Source organism: Shewanella sp. 10N.286.52.C2 (assembly GCF_002874545.1).
In the GTDB taxonomy this organism is placed as follows: Bacteria; Pseudomonadota; Gammaproteobacteria; order Enterobacterales; family Shewanellaceae; genus Shewanella.
In genome coordinates this window covers 1-22,415 of sequence record NZ_MCTV01000005.1, presented here as the reverse complement: position 1 = coordinate 22,415, position 22,415 = coordinate 1, and the positions used below count along the sequence as shown (strand labels likewise).

Below are 22,415 nucleotides of genomic sequence, written 5' to 3'. Positions count from 1 at the left end.
CCGTTAAACTTTTCAAGTTGGGTCCTGTTTCAAACAGGACTCGCTGAAATTTGTCATATCACTCCCAGATAATATCCCTTCATAAGTCACTGTTTTATAATATTCATTTACACCATCTCAATGCACTGATTAAATGTTAGAGCAATTTCGACTGTTAATCGTTTCTTAAGCTAAATTTAAATCAGGTAAGTTTGTTGGTCATCGAGAGCAATCTTTTTTGCGTGGGATCACAATTTTAAATCGGTTTTTAACATCGATGACTTTAAAGATTGCTGCTTGCTGCAGAACAACATATCATAAACATACATTTAAAATGCATGTTAAGTGCGTCCACAAAAAGGCTTGATTACTATGCTCAATATTGACGACCCAGCAGAAACGGAAAAAACCGCTGCTATTTGGCGTTTAGCTTTTAGGCCTTTTTTCTTGGGTGGCGCAGTGATTGCCATGCTGTATATTCCATTATGGTTAATGGGCTGGTTTACCCCGCAATATAGTCTGTTTAATAGTAACTTTTGGGCGAACGTATTACCTTTATGGTGGCACCCCCATGAAATGTTATTTGGTTTTATTTTAGCTATTGTCTGTGGTTTTTTACTCACGGCAGTGCAAACTTGGACCAATCAACCTAGCCTTAAAGGCATCCCTCTGGCGATTACTTTTATCAGTTGGCTACTTGCTAGGTTACTGCTGTTATTGCCGATGGATATCCCGTTAATTTTACCGGCATTTTTTGATAGTGTCTTTTTAGGCATTGCTGCATTTACCATGTGGCGATGCGTTTATCGGGTAAAGCAATGGCAGAACATTGGTTTTTCAATCATGCTCATGGTAGCGCTGATTGTTAATCTTGTGAGTTATTACGCATTAAACGAACGCAATTTTATTTTAGCTAATCAAATTTGGCAGGGAATGATATTTTGGCTGGCGCTACTGATTACCATAGTTGGTGGACGGGTTATTCCGTTTTTTACCGCCATGCGTTTAAAGGCTACTAAAGCTCAGCCAATTTTTGTTGTAGAAAAGGGCTTGCTGATATTAATGGTACTTTTGGCTGTTCAAGCTATATTTAAGTTATTCCCAGTTGCTGTTGAGCAAGTGTTGTTATTGCTAGCAGGTACGCTGCATTTAGTTCGATTTAGCCGTTGGTTACCCCACAAAACCCTGTCTGAGCCGATGTTGTGGTCATTACATGTGTCTTATTTGTCACTGCCACTATCGCTACTGGGGTTAGGTTGGTTTATCAATGATGACTATGCTTATCGAAGCATGTTGCACTTATTTGCTATTGGTTGTGTTGCATCTTTATGTTTAGCCATGATTTCAAGAGTGTCACTGGGCCACACCAGTAGAAATATTTATCAAGGGCCAAGTATGGCACTGGCGTTTGCCTGTTTACCCATAGCTGCAATATTTCGTGCCATTATGCCTTTGCTTTTACCCGCTCAAACCCAGATGTGGTTGTGGTTAGCTGGTGGTTTTTGGTTTATGGCATTTGGGTTATTTGTGCTGCATTACAGCCCAATACTTACTCGACCTCGTATTGATGGCAGGCCTGGCTAAGCTGGGTCAGCTAAAAGTGAAGTCACCGTTTTAAGCAATTTAAGTCGTTAAAACTATAGAATTTATACTAGTCAGTTATGTCAGTTTGTAATATTAAGGAAGCACAGTGAACAAACGTTTATCCCTAGTTGCCCGAGATTTAGTCGTTAAATCAAAGGCAGTAAAAGCAGTATCGGTATTATTAAGCCTGAGTTTTTTTGGCTGCGCGGTGGCGTCACAAGCCAAGGATATTTTTGAAACTAAATTTCCTGAACATTATGAGTCATGGGCGGCAACTGAAGAGCAGTCTGAACGTGAAGATATGTTAGCCCAGTATCCAGCTAACATCATCTTATGGGCTGGTTCATCATTTGCCAAAGAATATCACAGCCCAAGGGGGCATCAATTTGCTGTCGCTGATGTTACCCAAACATTACGTACTGGTGTGCCACCAAAAGAAGGCGAGAAAGGCACCTCTGCCAGTTGTTGGACCTGTAAAACCCCTGATGCACCAAGACTAATTAATGAGTTAGGCTTTGAAGGTTATTCAGCAAAAAACTTTACCGATTTAGGTACTGAAATTAAAAGCGTGGTTTATTGTAGTGATTGCCATGAAAACGGTTCTGAAAAATTAGCCCTACCAAGGCCTCATGCTCAGAATGCGATGAATAAAGTGGGTCTGCCATTTGCGGAACAATCAGTTTCTATGCAGGGTGCACAAGTTTGTGGCCAGTGCCACGTGACTTATTATTTCCAGCCTGAAAAAAGTAACGTAGTAAACATGCCTTGGATCTTCGGTAGTACAGCTGATGATATTGAGAAGTACTATGATACCCGCCGTTTTTTCGAGTGGATTCACCCTATTTCTAAAACGCCAATACTCAAAGCGCGTCATCCAGAATTTGAGCATTGGAGCCGAAGTAAGCATGCTGAACATAACGTAACCTGTATTACTTGTCATATGCCTGCGGAAGAAAATGAACAAGGTGAGACATTTACCAGCCATAAGGTTGATAAAGCATTACCGTATTTTGATCAAACCTGTAAAGGCTGTCATCAAAGTAAAGATGACATCACCGCAAAGCTTAACAGTGATAAACAAGAAATTGATGCCATGGCACGTAAGGTTGAGGGCCTATTGGTTAAGGCGCATTACGAAGCTAAAGCCGCTTGGGATGCTGGTGCAAATTGGCATCAAATGAATGAAGGCATCATGGGGATTCGTCACGGACAGTGGCGCTGGGATTTTGCCATGGCTTCACATGGTTTATATGCCCATAACCCAGATGAAGGTCGTGAGTTATTAACTAAAGCTATTGAGCAAGCAACCGCTGCGCGTGAGTCTATTGCGGGAGTCCTTAGATTGCTTAAGGTTACCGAGGTGCAATACCCTGACATTAGCAGTAAAGAATCTGCTCATGCTGCGGTTGGAATTGATGAAGTTAAGTTAAGCGAAGAGAAGCAAAAATTCATCAAAGAAGAAGTTGAGAAAAACTGGGACCCAATTGCTGCAAGAGGTTACCAGTGAGCTAAATTTATTAGCTTAAAATAGCGATAGAGACTGATATCGCCAAAGCTGATTATTGTGTTTATTAAAGGCGCTTAGTGAAAACTAAGCGCCTTTTTTATTGTGATCTGCAGCGACTATCGTTGCGTATTAATCATTAACAATCCGATTAAGTAGCATTATTTACTTATTGAAAATCAATGATTATTTAAGTTATTTATCGGTTAAACATAGGACAAAACGTGCAACTAAGCTTACTATTAATCTTGCAGTCGCAATATGACAGCTCGATTTGATTACCAAAGTTTGCAAGGTTTAGCTAAGCGTCACCTAGATTGCTATTAGTTAATCAGCTAATCGTTATTTGAGGTGGTAAAGGAGACATAATGCCAAGTACTGCCAATACCGTGAGTCATTTAACTGAGCCAGCCAGCAGTAATGATCTTGCCAGACCACAAATCATTGATGACTTTATTAGCATGTACCAGCAGCTAAATAAAGACAGCTTACACTTGCTTAATCAGGTGTATAGCGATGAGATTATCTTTCAAGATCCATTACACAAAGTTGAAGGTATTGAAAACCTTAGCCTGTACTTTGCTAACCTATATGCCAACGTTGACCATATTGAATTTGATATTAAAGAGGTGAGCTGTAGCCATCAGCAGGCCGCCGTTTTCTGGGCAATGCACTATCGTCACTCTAAATTAAACAACGGCCAACTCATCACTGTTGAAGGAATGAGCCAGCTTAAATTTAGCGATAAAATTACAGCCCATCGCGATTATTTTGATCTTGGCAGTATGCTGTATGAACAACTCCCGTTAGTAGGTCGGTTGATTAAGTTCATCAAAAACAAGGCGTCAGCATAATGGAACAAGCTAACTCTCATCAGGGAAACCTTCATCAATCAGTAGCAAGACCTGCAGTGTTAATCACCGGGGCCAGTTCTGGTATCGGTTTAGCACTAGCGATGCTTTATGTTGAAAAAGGCTACATGGTATTTGCTTGTGGCCGTAATGAGCAGCGTTTAAATGCCATAAGTGGCGTTGTGCCGCTTGCTTTTGATATTAACGATAAAGCGCAAATTCAAACCGCAGCGCAAACATTATCAGATAAATTAGCCGCATCTAACGCGAAATTACAGCTGGTTATTCTTAATGCGGGTAGTTGTGAATACATTGAAAATCCGCTGCGTTTTGATGGCGCTTTATTTGAGCGAGTGATTCAAACTAATGTCATCTCGATGGGTTATTGTTTAGAGCATTTTTTACCGCTAGTGGCCATTAACGGCAGAGTGGCATTAATGAGCTCAAGTGCGACATACCTGCCTTTCCCAAAAGCGGAAGCTTATGGCGCCTCAAAAGCGGCGGTAAATTACCTCGCTAGCAGTCTTCGCCTTGATTTAAAAGCATTTGGTATTGGAGTCAGTGTTATTTGCCCAGGCTTTGTTAAAACGCCTTTGACCGATAAAAATGACTTTGCTATGCCCATGCAAATTACTGCTGAAAAAGCGGCAATAACAATATTTACAGAATTAAAAAAAGCTAAGGATGAAATTCATTTTCCGAAGCGATTTACCTTATTGCTTAAGGGCTTATCATGTTTACCATCGGCACTGATTAATAAAATTTTAGCGCCGAAAATAAGTTAAGCCTGCTTGAAAAATTAACAATAATTGAAATGCCATTAACTGTAGTCATAGCAAAAATAATAATAATGAGTTGAAGGAATAATATGAAAAAAATAGCAATTGTGGGTTCGGGTATATCAGGGCTGACCTGTGGGCATTTGCTCAGTGAACTTCATCAAGTTAGCGTATTTGAAGCTAATGATTATATAGGCGGCCATACCGCGACCATTGATGTTGAAGTAGGCGGTAAGCCCTATGCTATCGACAGTGGCTTTATTGTATTTAATGATAGAACTTATCCACGATTTCAAAAGCTAATGGCAAAAATAGACGTTGAATCATTACCCACTGAAATGAGCTTTAGTGTACGTAATGTGCAAACGGGATTGGAATACAATGGCCACACCTTGTGGAGCATGTTTGCCCAAAGACGTAATTTATTAAAACCTGATTTTTATAAGTTTTTAGCAGAGATAGTACGGTTTAATAATCAATGTAAGGCCATTTTTGAAGCTAAGAATTACCCGAGTAATAGCTTAGGGGAATTTTTAGATGCTGAAGGTTTCTCTGACTTTTTCAGCGAACATTATATCTTGCCAATGGGCGCTGCAATTTGGTCTGCCAGTATCAATGATATGCGCAAATTCTCATTGCGATTTTTTATTCAATTTTTCCATAACCATGGCTTACTTAATATTAGTGACCGCCCACAATGGTACGTATTAAAAGGTGGCTCTCGAAGCTATATTCCTGCGCTTATTGCTCCTTTCAAACAGCGATTGTTTTTAAACTCTGCAGTGACCTCCATTGAACGCAGCGACGATGGGGTTAACTTACGTATTAATGATGGCGAAGTTCAACGCTTTGATGAAGTCATTCTAGCTTGCCATAGCGACCAAGCGTTGGCGATGCTTACCGATGCAACTGAGGATGAAAAACAAGTACTTGGGGCGATGGCATATCAAAATAATGAAGTAGTTTTGCATACAGATACTAATCTACTGCCAAAACGCAAAGCGGCATGGGCCAGTTGGAATTACCGCCTAGAAGGCAAGGATGCAGCTGAAATTGCTGACAGACCTGCCAGCGTGACTTATAACATGAACATTTTGCAGCGCTTACCCAAAGATGCGCCGACGTTTTGTGTGACTTTAAATCAAACAGATTTAATTGATGAGTCTAAAATTCTCAGAAAATTCAATTATGCCCATCCAGTGTTTAATGAGTCGAGTATGAAAGCCCAAGGCGAACGTAAACGTATTTGCGGCGTTAACCATACTCATTTTGCTGGCGCCTATTGGTATAACGGTTTTCATGAAGATGGTGTCCACAGTGCACTTGATGTGTGCAATGATTTTGGCATTAGCCTATGAGTGAATTCACCAGTGGAATATACAGTGGCGATATTATTCACCGGCGCTTTACGCCGAAGCTGCACAGCTTCAGTTATCAGATTGCCTTACTGGCAATAGACTTAGATGAAGTGGCGCAGCTATCTAAGGTTAGCCGTTTATTTAGCGCAGTTGAGCGCTCAGTACTACGATTTAATCCTGATGATTATTTAAATGCCCTTGAAAGCCAGTTTAATTGCTCCCCTGTTGATGCAGCATTGATAGATAAAATGAGCCCGCCGCAAGCGCTGAAACAGCGGGTGTTATGGACGATAGCAAAGCTTGGGGCTCAGACGCAGTGTGACAGAGTCGTGTTTGCTGGCCAAGTGAGGCATTTTGGTTTTTATTTTAGCCCGGTTAACTTCTATTTTTGCTATCAAGGTGACGAAGCGGTTTATATGCTGGCGGAGGTAAGTAATACGCCATGGGATCAGCGCCATTGTTACTTAGTCAATCTCACTAAAACCACCACCACAGATAAAGTGTTTCATGTTTCGCCATTTATGGATCTTGAGATGCATTATTTTTGGAAGGTCATCGCGCCAAGCAAGCGCTTAAATGTGACCATACAAAACAGGGATGATGCCGACAATAAGCTGTTCGATGCCAGTTTGTTGCTCAATAAAAAGGATTTTACCGCCAAAAATATTCGCAGTATGTTGCTCAGTTTTCCGCTAATGACATTGAAAATTATGTTTGGAATTTATTGGCAAGCGCTGAAGTTATTTATTAAACGGATCCCTTTTATCTCTCATCCACAAACTTAAATTAAACCAAATCATGAAATGATGCGTATTGGTTTAGTAATGTTCAACTCATAACAAATAATTTTTGCCTAGCGAGAGTTTTAGTGTATTGAAATCTAACCTGTTGTTTATGAGTAAAAATAAAATTTACAGCTAAAATACTAATAGCGCACAAAAAATTGCATATAAAAAGTAGTCAGCGGAGAGAGTTATGGAAAATGCGGCAACCAACACCAGCTTAGTGCAAGAGACTATTTCTGACAGCTTTGCGAAGAAGATTTTGCTTAAGGCATTAGCCCACTTGTCAGATGGCCATCTTACCATTGTTAGTTCTGATAACTCTGCAATTGGCAGCTCAGAGCAAAGCTTAAGCTTTGGTAATGTCGATTCTGACTTGCATGCCACTATGCAGGTGTCTCACCCCAGTTTTTACAAGCAGATCATTTGGGGTGGTTCAATTGGCGCTGGGGAAGCCTACATTCAAGGTCATTGGTCGAGCCCTGATTTAACTAAAGTGGTGCAGCTTTTTGCCCGAAACCTCTCATTACTGGATAAAATTGAGCGTTACTTTTCATGGTTTAGTGTTGGTATTAATCGTATCGGTCATTTGTTTAACCGCAATTCATCAACGGGTTCAAAGCGCAATATTCTGGCGCATTATGATTTAGGCAACCCGATGTATGAGCAGTTTCTAGATAAAGAAATGCTCTATTCAAGCGCGCTATACCCGCACCACGATGCCAGTTTAGAACAAGCCCAGCAGCATAAGCTGCAAACCATTTGTGAGCGTCTTGATTTACAAGCGGGGCAAACCGTTCTTGAGGTCGGTACTGGTTGGGGGGCGTTGGCGATATATGCGGCCAAGCACTTTGATGTCACCGTGACCACGACAACTATCTCTGATGCCCAATATGATTACGCACTAGAGCGGGTAGAGCAAGAAGGCTTAACTGACAAAATAACTTTGTTAAAAGACGATTACCGTATTTTGACCGGTGAGTATGACCGCGTGGTGTCCATTGAAATGATTGAAGCGGTAGGTCATGAATATTTACCGGGCTTCTTTAAGAAGTTAGAAAGTTTACTTAAGCCAAATGGGCGCATGTTAATTCAAGCCATTACCATCGCTGATCAGCGCTATGACAGTTACCGTAAAAGTGTCGACTTTATCCAGCGCTATATTTTCCCTGGTGGTTGTTTACCGTCTATCAGTGAAATGAATAAGCACATTGCCAATAAAACTGACATGGTGGTGTGGTCCATCAATGATATGGGTAAAGATTACGCTCAAACCTTAAACCATTGGCATGAAAAATTTGATAAAGCCCAAGACCGAATCAAAGAGATGGGCTATGGCGAAGACTTTATCAGAATGTGGAAGTTTTACCTGAGTTATTGTGAAGGTGGATTTTTAGAAAGAACTACCAGCACAGTTCATTTAGTGGCAGTAAGGCCGCAATATCGTACTGCATTAGCCAGTGGCGCATAACGTATATGCTCTGGGTTAATCATAATATCATCATCAATGTTATTGCCTTTCAGATTATCTGGTGGGCAGGGGTATTAGCTGGCAATCAGCTGCTATATATCCCAGGATTATTGTTGATTTGGCACTTTATCGTCAGCCGTCAACGGGTTTTAGATATCAAAGTGATGCTCAGTTGCACCATTATCGGGGTACTAGTTGACTTAACGCTTACCTTAACGGGGCTTTTTGATTTTACGGTTGTGCCTATATGGTTATTACTGCTGTGGTGTTATTTTGCGATTTCACTTAATTACAGTTTAAGCATTTTTAGCGGCTTACCCATTATTGTTCAAGTGTTAGTTGGTGGCGTATTTGGTAGTTTAAGTTACCTTGCTGGAGCCAACTTTGGCGCGGTCGATTTCCCTCACGGCGATTTGTTTACCACTGCAATTTTAGCCATTATTTGGGCCTTGTTGATGCCGTTATTTTTTCACATTGCCAAGTTCATTCGCCACAAACACGAAGTGAAACAAATTGCCCAGCTTATTTAATTAACCCAGCTTTGTGTACCTAACGGCGGTGCAATTATCTGGCTGTGGTTGGCTGATTATATTGGCTCAATAGAGGAACACAATATGATGAATAGTTATTCTCGGATAAGCTCGTTAGCAGTTCCTAATGCGCTTGGTGTAAATACACGTGCAATTTTTCACTTAGTTGTTTTGAGCTTAGTTAGGTTTTTTTTTAGTGCCTGTATCTTAGCTGTTATGAGTACAAACGTATTGGCTAACGCACAAGAGTTAAATACTGAGCCAACTCCCGCAGCAGAACTAATTTCATCAGTGCAATCTTCGTCAGTGCCAACGACACCAGCTTCGACAGCATTAGCCACGACAGATTTTAAACTGGTAGGCCAAGCCGATCTGGATTTATTGTGGTTTTCGGTTTACAGCGCCAAGCTAATGTCAGTAGATGGTGAATACAAAAATCAGCAATATCCACTGAAACTTGAAATCCAATACCATAGAGATATTGATGCAGAAGATTTAATTGAAGCTACCGTAGAGCAGTGGCAGCACATTGGTATCGAGCAAAGTCGCATCCCTCAACTGCAGGCTCATCTAGAAGGTATATGGCCTGATGTTAAGCAAGGTGACACTCTAAGCTTTATGATGCACGAGCAAAATAAAGGCCAGTTTTTTTATAACGAACAGCCTTTGGCGATGATCTTAGAACCGGGGTTTGCAGACGCATTTCTTGGCATTTGGTTATCAGAAAATACCAGTAGACCTAAATTACGTCAGCAGTTAATTGGAGTTAAGAAATGATTAAAGCAAGTTTAGCGTTAACGGCATTAAACAGGACGTGGCGACAGTTGCAATGCGCTTACGCTATGGCTAAGAAGTCATCTTTGCTGGTCATTTCGTTAGTGTTATTGACAGCGTGTTCATCAGCATCTATTGAAGATTATGATAAAACCACTCCGGAACTTAATTTACGTAGCTTTTTTGACGGCAAGTTAACTGCGGCGGGTATCGTACAAGACTTCTCTGGCACAGTGACCCGAAAATTTACCGTCACTATGGAAGCCAGTTGGCAAGGTAATAAAGGGGTTATTAACGAGTGGTTTATTTATGATGATGGCGAAAAGCAAACCCGAATTTGGCATATAACCGATTTAGGTAATGGCCAATATGAAGGTACGGCGAATGATATTTTAGGCACTGCGACCGGTGAAGCCAGAGGCAGTGCGCTGCGCTGGGCTTATGACATGATTTTAGAGGTTGATGACTCAGAATATGAGGTGCATTTTGATGACTGGATGTTTTTAGTGGATGAAAGCACCATTATAAACAAAAGCGATATCATCAAATTTGGGGTTACCGTTGCTCAGGTTACGTTAGTCATCAGCAAAGAGTAACTCAAATATCAATGGCTGAAGGCAGATTGAAGGCATTACAGTAGCGGTCAACTAATACAACTTATATTGACCGCTAAAGCCTCTGGCTTCCTTAACCCTTTAGCTTTGAATTGTCCTGTTGCTTCTTATCATAATACTCAAATGGAAAAACGTTTCTGATCCGTTGGGTGATTTTGTCACCGACATTGGCAGAGACATGTAATCTTACCCCGTTCAGTTTTTCAGCTCTGACAGTACAAGTGAGCTTTTCGTGTTTGGCTATATTTTTACATTCCCGCAGAAATGCTTCAGGGATTTTCCCCGAGTGCTTATCGAGTTTGCCGTTTTTAAAATGCATTTCAAAGACTTTCAATCCTCTGCTGCCTGAAAAAATGAGCTTGTAAGCGATAACCAGAAATAACAGCACAAATAATATTTTAAATAGTGTATCTACCATAACAATATCCTTGTATTTACAGCCTGAGTGCCTTGAATATTAATTGAAATGACTCAGTAGGTTAAATCAAAATTTTCAATGTCTTACTGATTAAAATACTCTGCTAGTTGAGGAATGCAATTATTTTTAACGCTTTGTAATCTAGCTCACATTTACAGGGCATTTAAGCGGCGATTATAAAGGGCGAAATGGGGGCACAGCTTGGTTGTCAGCCAGTTGCTAAATCGTTAGCTCGTTAACCTTCGCAAACTTAGCTAAGATAGTAGTGTCTGCTATTTTGCTGCTAAAGGATACGATTGTGCATTTACAAGACCCCAGTTTGTTACGTCATCAATGTTATATCAATGGGCAATGGCGTGATGCCATATCGACTCATTGCGACACGATTATTAATCCTGCCACCAATAAAGAGCTAGGTACAGTGCCAAGAATGGGCCAGACTGAAACCCAGCAAGCCATTGAAAGCGCCAATAGTGCCTTAGCAGCATGGCAAGCACTCACAGCTAAACAGCGCCAAATAATATTAATGACTTGGTTTGAGCTGATATTAGCCCATAGCGATGATTTAGCGCTGATTATGACCTTAGAGCAAGGTAAGCCATTAGCCGAAGCCAAAGCTGAAGTCGCTTATGCCGCCTCCTTTGTGCAATGGTTCGCTGAAGAGGCCAAACGGGTTTATGGTGAGACCATTCCAGCCCATCAAGCTGATAAACGTATTATGGTGATTAAGCAGGCAGTAGGCGTTACCGCTGCTATTACGCCGTGGAATTTCCCGCTTGCGATGATAACCCGTAAAGCTGCACCTGCATTAGCAGCGGGTTGCACTATGGTGCTTAAACCTGCGCCGCAAACCCCCTTTAGCGCCTTAGCCTTAGCTGAGCTTGCAAGTCGAGCCGGCGTTCCCGCTGGGGTATTTAACGTGATCAGCGGCGATGCCATCGCCATCGGTGCAGAGCTTTGTGCTAACCCCATAGTGAGAAAGTTGTCCTTTACTGGCTCAACCGCTGTAGGCGTAAAGCTGATGCAGCAATGCGCGCCAAGTATTAAAAAGCTATCCCTTGAGCTTGGTGGTAATGCACCGTTTATTGTCTTTGATGATGCTGATATTGACGCGGCAGTTGAAGGGGCTATTCAAGCCAAATATCGTAATGCCGGACAAACCTGTGTTTGCGCTAATCGTATCTATGTTCAAAAAGGCTTATATCAGCAATTTGTGGCAAAGTTTACCCAAGCAGCAGCGCAGCTCAAAGTGGGTAACGGCTTAGAAGATGGCGTCACTATTGGACCACTAATAAACCAAGGCGCAGTAGCAAAGGTGCAAGCTCATATTGATGATGCGCTACAACAAGGCGGTCAAATTGTATTGGGTGGTAAGGGCGATGCTTTAGGCGCTAACTTTTTTAAGCCGACAGTATTGGTTAATCTAAAGCAGTCGATGAAAGTGGCCAAAGAAGAAACCTTTGGGCCGTTAGCGGCGATTTTTGAATTTGATTCAGTTGAACAAGTGATCAAACAAGCCAACGATACCGAGTTTGGTTTAGCGGCTTACTTTTACGCCAAAGATATCTCTACCGTATATCAAGTATCAGAAGCCCTTGAGTACGGTATGGTCGGGGTTAATACCGGGTTAATTTCGAATGAAGTCGCCCCCTTTGGCGGAGTGAAGTCTTCAGGGCTTGGCCGCGAAGGCTCCCATCATGGTATCGATGAGTATCTTGAAATGAAATATATTTGCTTAGCGGTTTAAAGGCTGCCTTGGTCGTAAATATACGCTTCAATCAAGCTGATAACTGCCTAGCTGTTATTAAACTTGATTATTTAGCGGTTAATAACATGAAGGCTATTTAAGGCAAGAGTAATGTGTTGCATAATTAACCATTAATTCCATAATAGCTTGAGTCTTATGCTTTTCTCTTTTATCGATTTTATCGCTTTAGCGTGTTTCTTCTCATGCTGGGTGGGTTACACTTTTTTTGCCCGTAAAAAGGCCAAAACAACGAACTGTATCGCGCGCTGTTTGCATCAGCATCGTATCTATTGGATGGCCGAAGTGATGACCAAGGAGATCCGTGTGGGTGAGGCAGCATTGTTGGCAAACTTAGAACGTAATATCGCTTTTTTTGCCTCAACCACCTTACTGGTGTTGGCGGGTGTATTGACCTTATTTGCTCAAGTTGAGCGCCTTGAAGAAGTGATCAGCTCTATTCCCTTTGCCGCTGAACCTAATCATGCCTTAGTGCAGGTGAAGTTGGCTATGCTGGCAAGTATTTTTGTATTAGCCTTTTTTCAATTTACTTGGTCAATGCGTCAATATGGCTTTTTAAATGTGATGATTGGCGCAGCGCCCATTGATCGCACACGAAGCAATAAAAACTTGGCAAAGTATTCGCGCCAAATGGCCACGGTGGGCGATCAGGCCGCTCACTCTTACAATTATGGCTTACGAAGTTATTACTTTTCCATGGCAGCGCTTTGTTGGTTTTGGAACCCCATCTTACTGATAATAGCCAGCTTGCTGGTGGTTTATATTCTCTATCATCGAGAGTTTAACTCTCGGGCTGTTAAAGCCATTACTGCGGCGCAAAATTATTTGGAAATCGCTCAACAGGAACGTGAAAGTAAGAACTAAGTACCTGTTTAAGGGCCGTTAGAGCTATTTCAATGGCAAGGTAAGATGGAAAAACCAATGTAATCCGTGTGTTTATAAGAACGGTTTACATTGGTTTGTAATGCGGTGTATTACTCAGCAATTAAAGAGAGCTTATTGCGCTTGTTTTGTGTCTTTGGCGTATTCTAAATTGTAGAAATGAGCTTCGCTTTTACCGTTTTCGAACTGGTTATAAACCCCAGCTTTGAAGTAGCTTAGCATGTCTTTCCAGTAGCTAATGTCATGCTTCACTTTAGTGACACCATCAACTTTAATGACCAGCTTTTGATCGCCAACAATGATGTCAAAATGCGTTGGCACATCAGGGGTAAACTTCCCTAAATTCATTCTCACATACGAATTTTTACAAACAGGCGTATCGCGGTTTCCACTGTCTTTACCACAATTCACATTGTTATTTTTGATGATAGCCCAGTAATGATCTTTTATGCCTTTTCGGTCGGCTTCGTAAACGACACGCAGTAATGGGTGAGGGATATAACCCACACCATGCTTGCCATCGTCAAAAGTACCTTTGTTGTGTACCTGTAAGAAGGTCATCGCATCATTTTTCGAAGGGCTGTTTTCTACGGCTTCTCGTGGATTGATAGGCATTAAATCAGCAGATAGACGATAAAAAGTTTGGCTTTCATCAGATTTGAAGTTTTCTAAGACGCGTAGTTCGTTACGTAACTTATAACCTTCCATATTCATGACCAGGGCTTCAGAGCCTTTATCTACATAAAAGTGCTCATTAACGATACCGCTAAAATTGCTGTCTTGAGCTAATTCATATTTACTGCCGGGTTTTGCGTTTGGTGTTGATATTTGCAGTTTTGAGGCACTTAATATTGATGAAAATTTTACATAATCAGCAGGCGCTACTTGCTCACCTGTTGCTGGTTTCATCTCGATATTTGAAGGTGTTGGCGTTTCGGAGCTTGATGCACAACCACCCAGTAAACTACTAACAATAAGCGCTAAGGGTAACAGTTTTATTTTTTTCATTTTTATTCCTTTTAACGAAAACCTTGAGCCAAAATGTCATGGCAAACAGCGATGTAACAGTAGTAGGTTTAATTTAATATAATAATACAAATAAACTGTGTTTTAGATCAATTTTTTGTGAAGTTATCATTTGGGGTATGTGTTTTTGTTAAATTTCAGTAAGGCAGCCAAATATAAAAACGCTTTGAGTGTTATTTGCAATCAATGGAATGTTAGTTTGATGTCTTTAGGCTAGCAGTGGAATTAAAGTCATGATAAAGCTGCTAGAACTATTTAGTGACTTACATCATTTGTGAGTTTTCAGCCGCTATCTACGTGGAATGATGATGTTGATATTTGTTGGTATTTCGCTAAAGTTAAAATTTTAAACATGAAAAAGCCGCTTGAATAAATCCAAGCGGCTCATCATAATTTGGTGGCTCCTTCCATCCTCTAAAGGCCTGTTTTTAATAGCTTTATAGGCTTTGGGCCACACTCGAATCAGGTTTTTCGCTACTCCAGCCCACCCAGTTCCACCTTTTTATTTTTGTTGTTAGTGGAACAAAGGTGGAACATGCCAGAAATTACTAAGTTATTTACCGATATTAATATCGAACGTTTACCGATTAAAAACACCCTGCAAGTTTTTGTTGATAAGCGTGATACGCACTTGAAGCTTTTTGTTCGTCCAACAGGGAAAAAAAGCTTTTACTTCAGAACAAAACGAAGAGGTAAAGATGTAAAGAGGAAGTTAGGAGAGGCTGGAAGCATTAGTGTCAGTATGGCGCGGATTTTAGCTAATAATATGTTGTCTGAATTAAAAGAGCCTTTGACGGCATATGAAGTTGAAGTGCAAACAATGCCACAACAGTATGTAACTGTTGATGATGTATTCCTACTCTATAAAGAGAATGAACTGAGCTTTAGAAAAGCGATAGCTGGGCGAACTCATGCTTTGGACATTGCTTATCGAAAACATGTTCAACCGGAATTGGGTGCCTATTTCATCAATGATTTAAGCAAAAAGTTTGCTCGCTCATTTTTTAAAGGGCTAGAAGTTAAAGGCTACTGCACTCATAACAAGTCATTGAGCGTACTGAAAGCCGCGTTCAATTATGTCATCGATTATGAAGATAGATTAAATATCCAAATAAACCCATTTGATCGTATCAAGAAGATGCCTGGAGTCAGTCGAAATCGTTATTTAACCCATGAAGAGGCTGGCCGTTTATTTAGTGCTTTAAAAGTGGTTTCAAATCAAGATTTAGCTGATATCTATCGATTGGCACTTTTCACTGGCGCAAGGTTATCGAACGTGAAGCAAATGGAGTGGAGCGATTTAAATCTAAGCTCAGCAACCTGGCTGATCCCATCAACACGTACCAAAACGAATCAACATTATGAAATCCCGCTGCATCGGATGGCGATGGATATCTTACTTAATCGGCGTAAAGGAGGCTCTCAAAGTCGATTCGTATTCCCTGCTGGCGTTACATCAAAGTACGGGTACATTACTGGCGGAGACTTAGTGTGGAAGGAAGCGATTACATTAGCGGGTTTGTACCATGAAAACCCCAATATTCGACCTAGACCACATGATCTAAGACGTACATTTGCAACCTGGCAAATTCAATCGGGGGCAGATGTAAGCGTTGTTTCAAAAGCGCTTTGCCATACATCGTTAAAACATACCTTGGTTTATGCTCATACTAATGTGTCTCAGGTACGGCAAGCTATTGAGGGGGCATTTAAAAATTTATGTTAGTAGCCGTTATTCTTCATAGTCTATAAATTTTAATCTAGTGTGTTTTGAAAGTGAGTCAACAAAAGCCTGTTGATTCATTTTTAGTTAAATTTCTTTTTTGGTTAGGCTGTGTTTATGAACGCCAGATCTAAATCCTCCGACAGTAAATCCATTTATTCTGTATCTGATTAGCTCTAGCTTTGTAATTTTGAGTTTGGATAAATATTTTAAATAGCAAAGTTAAGATATTACGGATTAATGTTAAGTTATTGATTGATAGAGTGATTCACGTTGGCGCATACTTGTGTCACAACTTTTCAAGCTAATTCCCTAGGTTAAATACTTTAGCTAGGTTTGTATATAAGCCTGACTAAATTTAGGTCACGATAAATCTAAATAGCCAAGAACAATATTATTATTAATAAATAGGGATTTCATGAATACGTTAATTAAAGTTGTCGTAACCACTTTAGGTATAACTTTTTTAAGTGCCTGTGGTGGTGGAGGGGAATCTTCAGATGTTGAAGTTCCTTTAGATAATACGACACCAACACAACCCAAAAATAATGCACCAGTAGCCATTGCGGGAGATGATTTTTCTGTCGCTATAGCAACTAATATTACTCTAGATGCAAGCGCAAGTTCGGACCCAGATGGCGATACTCTTACATATCAATGGGCTTTAGTATCATCTCCTGAAAATACGATAATTGATTTGACGACTAATGTTAGTCAGTCTTTTGCTTTAAATGTAGCTGGTACATATGAATTTTCATTAATTGTGAATGATGGAACAGACAGCAGCAACTCAGATTTGCTAACAGTAACAGTTTATAAGCCAAATACACTACCTGTTGCAGTTATTACTGGAGATGAAACAGGGTATCAAGGTCAAGAATTACAGTTTTCAGCATCTAGTAGTTCAGATGATGATGGAGATTCTCTTACATATACTTGGTCATTTATATCAATGCCTGAAGGAAGTACTGTCGAAAGCTCAGTTCTTACGGCCACTACAGACACTGCTTTTGTTGCTGATGTCACTGGTGAGTACCATATACAGTTAGTTGTGAACGATGGCTTAGAAGCAAGTTTGCCTGTCACACTTATTATTGTGGTTGAATTAAATTTGCCACCTGAAGTCACTGCTGAAATTGATATTCCTTTTCCATTTGGCGGTGAAGCGCATATTTATAGCCAAGCAACTGACCCTGATACCGTTGAGCTGACTTATTTATGGGAGATAATGAATGTTCCTGATGGAAGTGAATTACTGGGGTTTAATTATGATAAACCCTATTTAACATTCATACCTGATGTACCTGGTGACTATAGTGCAAAAGTAATTGTAAATGATGGTTTTACTTCAACTGAATCTGAAATTGTATCGGTAATCGTTAATGAGCCTTTTGAGTATATACAATCATTAAGCGCCCAAACTATTTACTATGGAAAAATAAATACTCCAATATTATTAGATTTTTCTAAATCAGTATCACCAGAAGGTAAGGAGCTAGATTATAGCTGGCGTGTACTAAGGGGGCCTGGTGGAAGCCGTCCTTCTCTTACTCGCTCAATTGTAGATGAAGCTGAAACAGAGTTTAAGGCTGATGTTCAAGGCTCCTACTTACTAAGTGTTACAGCTTCAGATGAGAGTGGTGCTAGTGTGACTAAGGAGATGTATGTAACATTATTCTCGGAAAGTATAAACTTAGTACCTACCGCTATAACGGATAATATCCACTATGTTAAATTGGGTGACATGGTTGAACTGGATGCTAGAAAGTCCATTGATACTGAAAATGATCTTATTAATTATGAATGGATTATTGGATACCAACCTCCTGGTTCAGATTTAGTCGTAGAAAAACCTAATAGTGTTAATTTCTCCGTGACTCCAGAGTTGCCTGGCTTTTATCATATTCGTGTTGAGACAACAGACGAGATGAGTTCTGGCAATGGGTTTTCAGTAGGCTGGTTTTATGTTTATGAAAATAAAGCAATCTCCAAAGCTTTTACTGAAGAAGAAATTTATGCAAAAACTGGCGAAACAATTACTTTAAATGGTACTAAAAGCGTCGGTATCAGTGAAGATGTAACGGTAGCTTGGAGCTTGATTAACTCTCCATATAACTCAAGTTCGGTATTGGTGAATGCTGATACTTTATCTCCAACATTTGATGTAGATGCTGAAGGGAAATTTGTTTTTCAGCTGATGTTGAAAAATGGGGTTGATATTGTTTCAGTTGAGCATTTGATAGTCAGAGCTAGAAACAATGCCATACCAATCGCTCATGCAGGAGATGATATGAGCGTAGATTCAGCTCAAGTAATCCAATTGTCAGCGAGTGAAAGCATAGACTCTGAAGGCGATTCTCTTACATATAATTGGGCAGTTGTTGGAGTAGAGGGAACATTCAGTACATTACCAGTATTTGATAATAATGAAGTAGAAAAACCTGAACTAAACCTTCCTTCTGATTTTACTGGGCAAGTTGTCATTGGCCTTACTGTATCAGATAGCGAAAGTGTGAGCTTACGTGATGAAATGGTTATTACAGTTGATTAAGAGGTCATTACTGTTGATGATTCTGACGTGGTTTCCTATGTGAATATGACAATGTCAAATGTATTAGGTTGAGGTTCAACTGATTTAGAGCTGCCAATTGATGGTCAATGTTTAGTTGAACCGAGCCTAATTACTGATATGTGCTCGTAGATACTGGAAGTAATTAGCTCTAATTGAATTATCTTTTTCTATTCGAGAAACTGGTGAAAATTTTACTGCTACCTTTGAATACATTTCAGATTAATTCTTAGTCAAAATTATAATGCCTTACTGTACATCACCTACAGTAAGGCATTATAACAATGAACCACTATTAGATTTATCCCGAGAACTGCTCTGCAAGCTGCTAATCAAGCTCAACTTTAACTATAGAGGTGCGAACGTCATCCAGTCCAAGATAAAGAATATCGTCTTCGTATGATACTACTCTTTGGTATATCGCTCGGTGATTTGTTTTAGCAATAATCTGACCTGACTCTATATCAATAAAATGAGTTTGATCTCCAACTAAACTCCAATGAGTCAATTTCCCCTTATGCTCAAACAGAAACTTTTTTAAAATCGGTTTTGATATTTTTTCTCGTTTTTCATTAACAATATCATTTGATAAATTGTCTACAAATAAGCAACCATGTTTACTTGGAAATGGTCTATTAGCTTGCGTGGCTAAAATTTTAAATGAGCCACTATCAGCTACAAACTTGAAAATTCCATTATCAGTCCCAGCAATCATACAGTTACCATTAGAGACTAATTCAAGCGTCTTAATCTCGCTGATATTGATCAGATTATTATCAATCAATTTAAAAATTCCAGAGGAACCAGCCACATAAATCTCTCCTTGATGAAAAGCCAAATGTCTTAAACTTAAATCAGTATCAAAATAAACAGTATTAAAAACAGTTTCATCTTTTAATTGCTCAACAACATAACCAGTATTTGTGGCCGCTAGAACAGACAGTGTTTTGTTAGTATAGATAAAGTCACGTATGCCATTTTCTAAACTGTAAGTAAATTTACCCGACATACTTAATATGATTTCTTTTGAGCTGTTACCCAATGTAAAATATAGTTCGTTTTCTAAGATAAGCGGATCATCAATTTTTGCTGTTTGAGGTGCTAGCACGTAAGATGTATTTATTTCCTGGGAATAAACATCATCAGTTAAATTTATTCTAAATAACTCATTATTATTACCTACAGAGAAAAGATTGTTCTTTGACACTGCTATTGAAAAGGGCTTATTTCTATAGGTGTATAAAGTTCTTCGCTTATCACCTTCAAAGTACATAAGGGACATTTCATCTACAGAATTTTCTCTCAAGGAAAACATTCCATTACCATTAGCCTTTATAAAGGCATCAATAAATCTCTTGCCGTTTTCAGAATCAAAATTAGTGTCAGTAACTTCTTGTAGGTGTTGAGTTTCAAGATCATATATATAAGGTCTAATTGATGCTGAAGGGGTTAGATTAAAAGTGATATAAAATTTAGTTTTATCTATCCAGTCAAATGAAGGAAATGCATTTTGTCGATTGCAGGGGATTTCATCAATCTGATTTTCAATAGGTCTTTCAAACACTTTAATGATACATTTTGCGTCCTCAACAACATGTAATATGGTGCGTCCGCTACTGTGGATCTCTATTCCTCTATAGGCGCCAGGGTAATCGGCAGATAAAAGTACTGTGTTTTGGCGGTTTGAGGTTTGGTAAAGACTAGAAGATGTTGAGTCCCGAGTTGTTACGTATAAAGCATCATCATATGTTGCATAGTCTAAAATAGAATCGTGAGATTCAAATATGGTTTGTTGAGAAACTTTCGGTAGGGGCTTCGTTGCTGAAGGTCTGGAGAGGACATCGAATATGGCTAGTAGGCTTAAGACAACTAGTATTAAGGCTATAACAAAAAAAAGCGTTGAATATTTGGGAAGCATTGTTTCAATGGGCTCATCAACTACTTCATAAGTAATTTGATAACCTTTATTTCTCACACTTTTGAATGAGCTCTTGTCATCAAACTTCAGGCGTATGGCACTAATAAGTTTACGTAATGAATTTTGAGTAACGACTCGCTCGCCCCAAACGGTTGATTCCAATGTTTGAGTATCTACAAACCCATCATCTGCTGCGAAAAATTGCTTTAACGCTACAGTTTCCTGGAAAGTAAAACTAATTGTTTGCTCAGCCCTGGTAGCAGTAACGAAATCTGCAGACAGTAAAAATCCATTTATTTTGTATTTCATATTTATAGAATTTTGTTTTTATTTTATTTTGGCATTTTCGTTAGAGTAAATGCTTCAAAACCCAAATCAAGTTTTTTTTGAGGGTCGATATTCTAACTGATTATTTTACATACCGTTTCACGTTCATTCACTGTTTAATCACAATTATTCAACAGAATGTACTGGTCAAAAAAGGGGGGGTGAGCTTCTATATGTAACCAAGTTGAATTGAACAAAAGTCGACAGAGACCTTAGGCAGTTCTTTGCATGTATTTTGAATGAAGTTATTGCCCACTCGTTGAAAGTGGAGCTATCAGGTATTAAAAACTTGTCACTTGAAAATGCATATAAAACATAAGTTAAAAATCAAAAAGTAGTTAAAAGGATCTAATTTCTGTGAAAAATATATTTATTTGTACAATTTTAATTTTTTCTAGCTTTTCTGTATGCGCAGATGTTTTTACTCAATGGGAAAAGGTTATCGGAATGTACATAACTAGAGGGACTGCATTGAATGGATCTAATGAATTTGCAAGAGCTAGTTTACATCACGATAATTTAGGTGAAAAATCTTTTATTTATATAGCTTTCGCCCTGGATAAAGCCCAAGACTTAACAGAGTGCAAAAATGATTGGAACAAAAATGTGTTACGTAGTGAGAAAATAACAGTTGATGGAAAAATGATGGAGTTTTATGTTTCTTGCGGATGGCTAATGAAAGATAAGAATTATCCTGCATTAAATATATTATATTATACTATAGGAGAAGAAAATAATAATTTTCTTAAAGAAAGGTTTTTTAAATCAAATTATGTTGTTTTCAATGGTTATAAATTTTCAGCTAAAGGGTTTACGAAAATGGTTAGACAGTATCATTTAGATAAACAGTTAACTTTGTAAGGGTGGTTTTAACCATATGTGTTGGTCTAATTTAACAGGTGTTGTTGGTTTCTTGTTTGTTAACTTTGTCTTTTGAAGGTGCTGTTATATGTTTAGGTGTTTGTTAATCTCGTTAGTGCTTTTATTCTCCATTTCAAGACTATCCTACGCTAGTCAAGCCTTTGACGATGGTATGGCTGCTTATAACTCTCAAAAATATGAAAAGGCAATATTTTTATTTAAGTCAGCTGCAGAGCAAGGTTATGTTGATGCGCAATTCAACCTAGGGGTTATATATGGTAATGGCCAAGGTGTCACTAAGGACGATAAGCAGGCAGTCGCTTGGTACCGTAAAGCAGCAGACCAGGGTAATGCCAGCGCACAATCCAAGCTAGGGGTTATGTAAGAAATAAAGTGCCACCCATTGTTAATGGCACACACGCCAATCTTCTACTGGGCTTTGGTTAAGCATTAAACAAGGAGGTTATGATACCGCGGTAGAAGCCAAATTAGCCTATGTAACCCTCCCTTAAAATCAGAATGTTTTAAATAGAGTTTTCCATTTACACTAAACCAAATGGAGAATCACATGAAAAAGACACGTTTTACAGAAAGCCAAATCAAGATGTTTGCAGATGTCAGTTTGCAAAACATGGCACTTAAAGACATTGTTGAAAAAAAGCTATAAAGCCAGCATTGATGTGTATTAGTTTCGACTTGA

At 39.3% G+C, this 22,415-nt stretch carries 19 protein-coding genes; 16 read left to right on the top strand and 3 right to left on the bottom strand.

All coding sequences use genetic code 11. The features are described 5' to 3' along the window. The first annotated feature begins 351 nt into the window (after window positions 1–351). The 10 genes from BCU94_RS02580 (at window position 352) to BCU94_RS02535 (ending at window position 10,208) form a co-directional block, all read left to right on the top strand. Entirely contained in the window at window positions 352–1,563 is a 1,212-nt protein-coding gene (locus BCU94_RS02580; RefSeq protein ID WP_102475545.1) for an NnrS family protein, read from the top strand. A gap of 187 nt (window positions 1,564–1,750) precedes the next feature. Further along, the gene (locus BCU94_RS02575) at window positions 1,751–3,070 is read left to right on the top strand and encodes an ammonia-forming cytochrome c nitrite reductase subunit c552 (protein WP_241904951.1); all 1,320 of its coding nucleotides are present in this window, start codon (window positions 1,751–1,753) and stop codon (window positions 3,068–3,070) included. A gap of 365 nt (window positions 3,071–3,435) precedes the next feature. Beyond that, entirely contained in the window at window positions 3,436–3,921 is a 486-nt protein-coding gene (locus BCU94_RS02570) for a nuclear transport factor 2 family protein (protein ID WP_102475543.1), read from the top strand. Next, window positions 3,921–4,703: an SDR family NAD(P)-dependent oxidoreductase gene (locus BCU94_RS02565; RefSeq protein ID WP_102475542.1), complete on the top strand. Its 783-nt coding sequence runs from the start codon at window positions 3,921–3,923 to the stop codon at window positions 4,701–4,703. The genes BCU94_RS02570 and BCU94_RS02565 overlap by 1 nt, the downstream gene beginning before the upstream one ends. Window positions 4,704–4,786: 83 nt before the next feature. Continuing rightward, window positions 4,787–6,055 (top strand): FAD-dependent oxidoreductase, encoded by a 1,269-nt coding sequence (locus BCU94_RS02560; protein ID WP_102475541.1) that lies wholly within the window; start codon window positions 4,787–4,789, stop codon window positions 6,053–6,055. Then, entirely contained in the window at window positions 6,052–6,840 is a 789-nt protein-coding gene (locus tag BCU94_RS02555) for a DUF1365 domain-containing protein (protein ID WP_102475540.1), read from the top strand. Before BCU94_RS02560 ends, BCU94_RS02555 begins: the two co-directional genes overlap by 4 nt. A gap of 190 nt (window positions 6,841–7,030) precedes the next feature. Then, window positions 7,031–8,308 carry a cyclopropane-fatty-acyl-phospholipid synthase family protein gene (locus tag BCU94_RS02550; protein WP_102438761.1) on the top strand — a complete coding sequence of 426 codons (1,278 nt, stop codon included), beginning with the start codon at window positions 7,031–7,033 and terminating at the stop codon, window positions 8,306–8,308. A 5-nt stretch (window positions 8,309–8,313) separates the two neighbouring features. After that, window positions 8,314–8,838, top strand: coding sequence for a DUF2878 domain-containing protein (locus BCU94_RS02545; protein ID WP_102475539.1), 525 nt, complete (start codon window positions 8,314–8,316; stop codon window positions 8,836–8,838). A 216-nt stretch (window positions 8,839–9,054) separates the two neighbouring features. Next, a complete protein-coding gene (locus tag BCU94_RS02540; RefSeq protein WP_157936284.1) occupies window positions 9,055–9,615 on the top strand; it encodes a chalcone isomerase family protein in 561 nt (186 codons plus the stop codon). Window positions 9,616–9,680: 65 nt separating this feature from the next. Further along, a complete protein-coding gene (locus BCU94_RS02535) occupies window positions 9,681–10,208 on the top strand; it encodes a DUF3833 domain-containing protein (protein WP_102439149.1) in 528 nt (175 codons plus the stop codon). Between the two features lie 91 nt (window positions 10,209–10,299). Here BCU94_RS02535 and BCU94_RS02530 read toward each other — a convergent pair whose 3' ends face one another. After that, a complete protein-coding gene (locus tag BCU94_RS02530) occupies window positions 10,300–10,644 on the bottom strand; it encodes a DUF3634 family protein (RefSeq protein WP_102438755.1) in 345 nt (114 codons plus the stop codon). 298 nt (window positions 10,645–10,942) lie between these two features. Between BCU94_RS02530 and BCU94_RS02525 the strand changes: the two genes are divergently transcribed. Next, window positions 10,943–12,391, top strand: a complete 1,449-nt coding sequence (locus tag BCU94_RS02525) for an NAD-dependent succinate-semialdehyde dehydrogenase (RefSeq protein WP_102475537.1) — start codon at window positions 10,943–10,945, stop codon at window positions 12,389–12,391. Window positions 12,392–12,547: 156 nt separating this feature from the next. Continuing rightward, a complete protein-coding gene (locus BCU94_RS02520; protein ID WP_102438751.1) occupies window positions 12,548–13,273 on the top strand; it encodes a DUF599 domain-containing protein in 726 nt (241 codons plus the stop codon). Window positions 13,274–13,405: 132 nt separating this feature from the next. Here BCU94_RS02520 and BCU94_RS02515 read toward each other — a convergent pair whose 3' ends face one another. Continuing rightward, window positions 13,406–14,299, bottom strand: coding sequence for a polysaccharide lyase family 7 protein (locus BCU94_RS02515; RefSeq protein WP_241904947.1), 894 nt, complete (start codon window positions 14,297–14,299; stop codon window positions 13,406–13,408). Between the two features lie 553 nt (window positions 14,300–14,852). Between BCU94_RS02515 and BCU94_RS02510 the strand changes: the two genes are divergently transcribed. Then, complete coding sequence (locus tag BCU94_RS02510; RefSeq protein WP_102475536.1) at window positions 14,853–16,043, top strand: site-specific integrase; 1,191 nt, start codon at window positions 14,853–14,855, stop codon at window positions 16,041–16,043. A 415-nt stretch (window positions 16,044–16,458) separates the two neighbouring features. After that, the gene (locus tag BCU94_RS02505; RefSeq protein ID WP_102475535.1) at window positions 16,459–18,591 is read left to right on the top strand and encodes a PKD domain-containing protein; all 2,133 of its coding nucleotides are present in this window, start codon (window positions 16,459–16,461) and stop codon (window positions 18,589–18,591) included. 346 nt (window positions 18,592–18,937) lie between these two features. Here the strand turns inward: BCU94_RS02505 and BCU94_RS02500 are convergent, their stop codons facing one another. Next, entirely contained in the window at window positions 18,938–20,836 is a 1,899-nt protein-coding gene (locus BCU94_RS02500) for a winged helix-turn-helix domain-containing protein (protein ID WP_102475534.1), read from the bottom strand. 375 nt (window positions 20,837–21,211) lie between these two features. Here BCU94_RS02500 and BCU94_RS02495 point away from each other — a divergent pair, with 375 nt between their 5' ends. Both BCU94_RS02495 and BCU94_RS19865 read left to right on the top strand, forming a co-directional pair. Further along, on the top strand, window positions 21,212–21,715 hold the full coding sequence (locus BCU94_RS02495) for a hypothetical protein (protein WP_102475533.1): 504 nt from the start codon (window positions 21,212–21,214) through the stop codon (window positions 21,713–21,715). A gap of 88 nt (window positions 21,716–21,803) precedes the next feature. Next, the gene (locus BCU94_RS19865) at window positions 21,804–22,100 is read left to right on the top strand and encodes a tetratricopeptide repeat protein (protein WP_102475532.1); all 297 of its coding nucleotides are present in this window, start codon (window positions 21,804–21,806) and stop codon (window positions 22,098–22,100) included. The last annotated feature ends 315 nt before the right edge of the window (window positions 22,101–22,415 follow it).

Excerpts from the sequence above, each read along its gene's own strand:
- BCU94_RS02580 (WP_102475545.1), top strand. The coding sequence starts at position 352 with ATGCTCAATATTGACGACCCAGCAGAAACGGAAAAAACCGCTGCTATT.
- BCU94_RS02570 (WP_102475543.1), top strand. The coding sequence starts at position 3,436 with ATGCCAAGTACTGCCAATACCGTGAGTCATTTAACTGAGCCAGCCAGC.
- BCU94_RS02565 (WP_102475542.1), top strand. The coding sequence starts at position 3,921 with ATGGAACAAGCTAACTCTCATCAGGGAAACCTTCATCAATCAGTAGCA.
- BCU94_RS02560 (WP_102475541.1), top strand. The coding sequence starts at position 4,787 with ATGAAAAAAATAGCAATTGTGGGTTCGGGTATATCAGGGCTGACCTGT.
- BCU94_RS02555 (WP_102475540.1), top strand. The coding sequence starts at position 6,052 with ATGAGTGAATTCACCAGTGGAATATACAGTGGCGATATTATTCACCGG.
- BCU94_RS02550 (WP_102438761.1), top strand. The coding sequence starts at position 7,031 with ATGGAAAATGCGGCAACCAACACCAGCTTAGTGCAAGAGACTATTTCT.
- BCU94_RS02545 (WP_102475539.1), top strand. The coding sequence starts at position 8,314 with ATGCTCTGGGTTAATCATAATATCATCATCAATGTTATTGCCTTTCAG.
- BCU94_RS02540 (WP_157936284.1), top strand. The coding sequence starts at position 9,055 with ATGAGTACAAACGTATTGGCTAACGCACAAGAGTTAAATACTGAGCCA.
- BCU94_RS02535 (WP_102439149.1), top strand. The coding sequence starts at position 9,681 with ATGGCTAAGAAGTCATCTTTGCTGGTCATTTCGTTAGTGTTATTGACA.
- BCU94_RS02530 (WP_102438755.1), bottom strand. The coding sequence starts at position 10,644 with ATGGTAGATACACTATTTAAAATATTATTTGTGCTGTTATTTCTGGTT.
- BCU94_RS02520 (WP_102438751.1), top strand. The coding sequence starts at position 12,548 with ATGCTTTTCTCTTTTATCGATTTTATCGCTTTAGCGTGTTTCTTCTCA.
- BCU94_RS02515 (WP_241904947.1), bottom strand. The coding sequence starts at position 14,299 with ATGAAAAAAATAAAACTGTTACCCTTAGCGCTTATTGTTAGTAGTTTA.
- BCU94_RS02510 (WP_102475536.1), top strand. The coding sequence starts at position 14,853 with ATGCCAGAAATTACTAAGTTATTTACCGATATTAATATCGAACGTTTA.
- BCU94_RS02505 (WP_102475535.1), top strand. The coding sequence starts at position 16,459 with ATGAATACGTTAATTAAAGTTGTCGTAACCACTTTAGGTATAACTTTT.
- BCU94_RS02500 (WP_102475534.1), bottom strand. The coding sequence starts at position 20,836 with ATGAAATACAAAATAAATGGATTTTTACTGTCTGCAGATTTCGTTACT.
- BCU94_RS19865 (WP_102475532.1), top strand. The coding sequence starts at position 21,804 with ATGTTTAGGTGTTTGTTAATCTCGTTAGTGCTTTTATTCTCCATTTCA.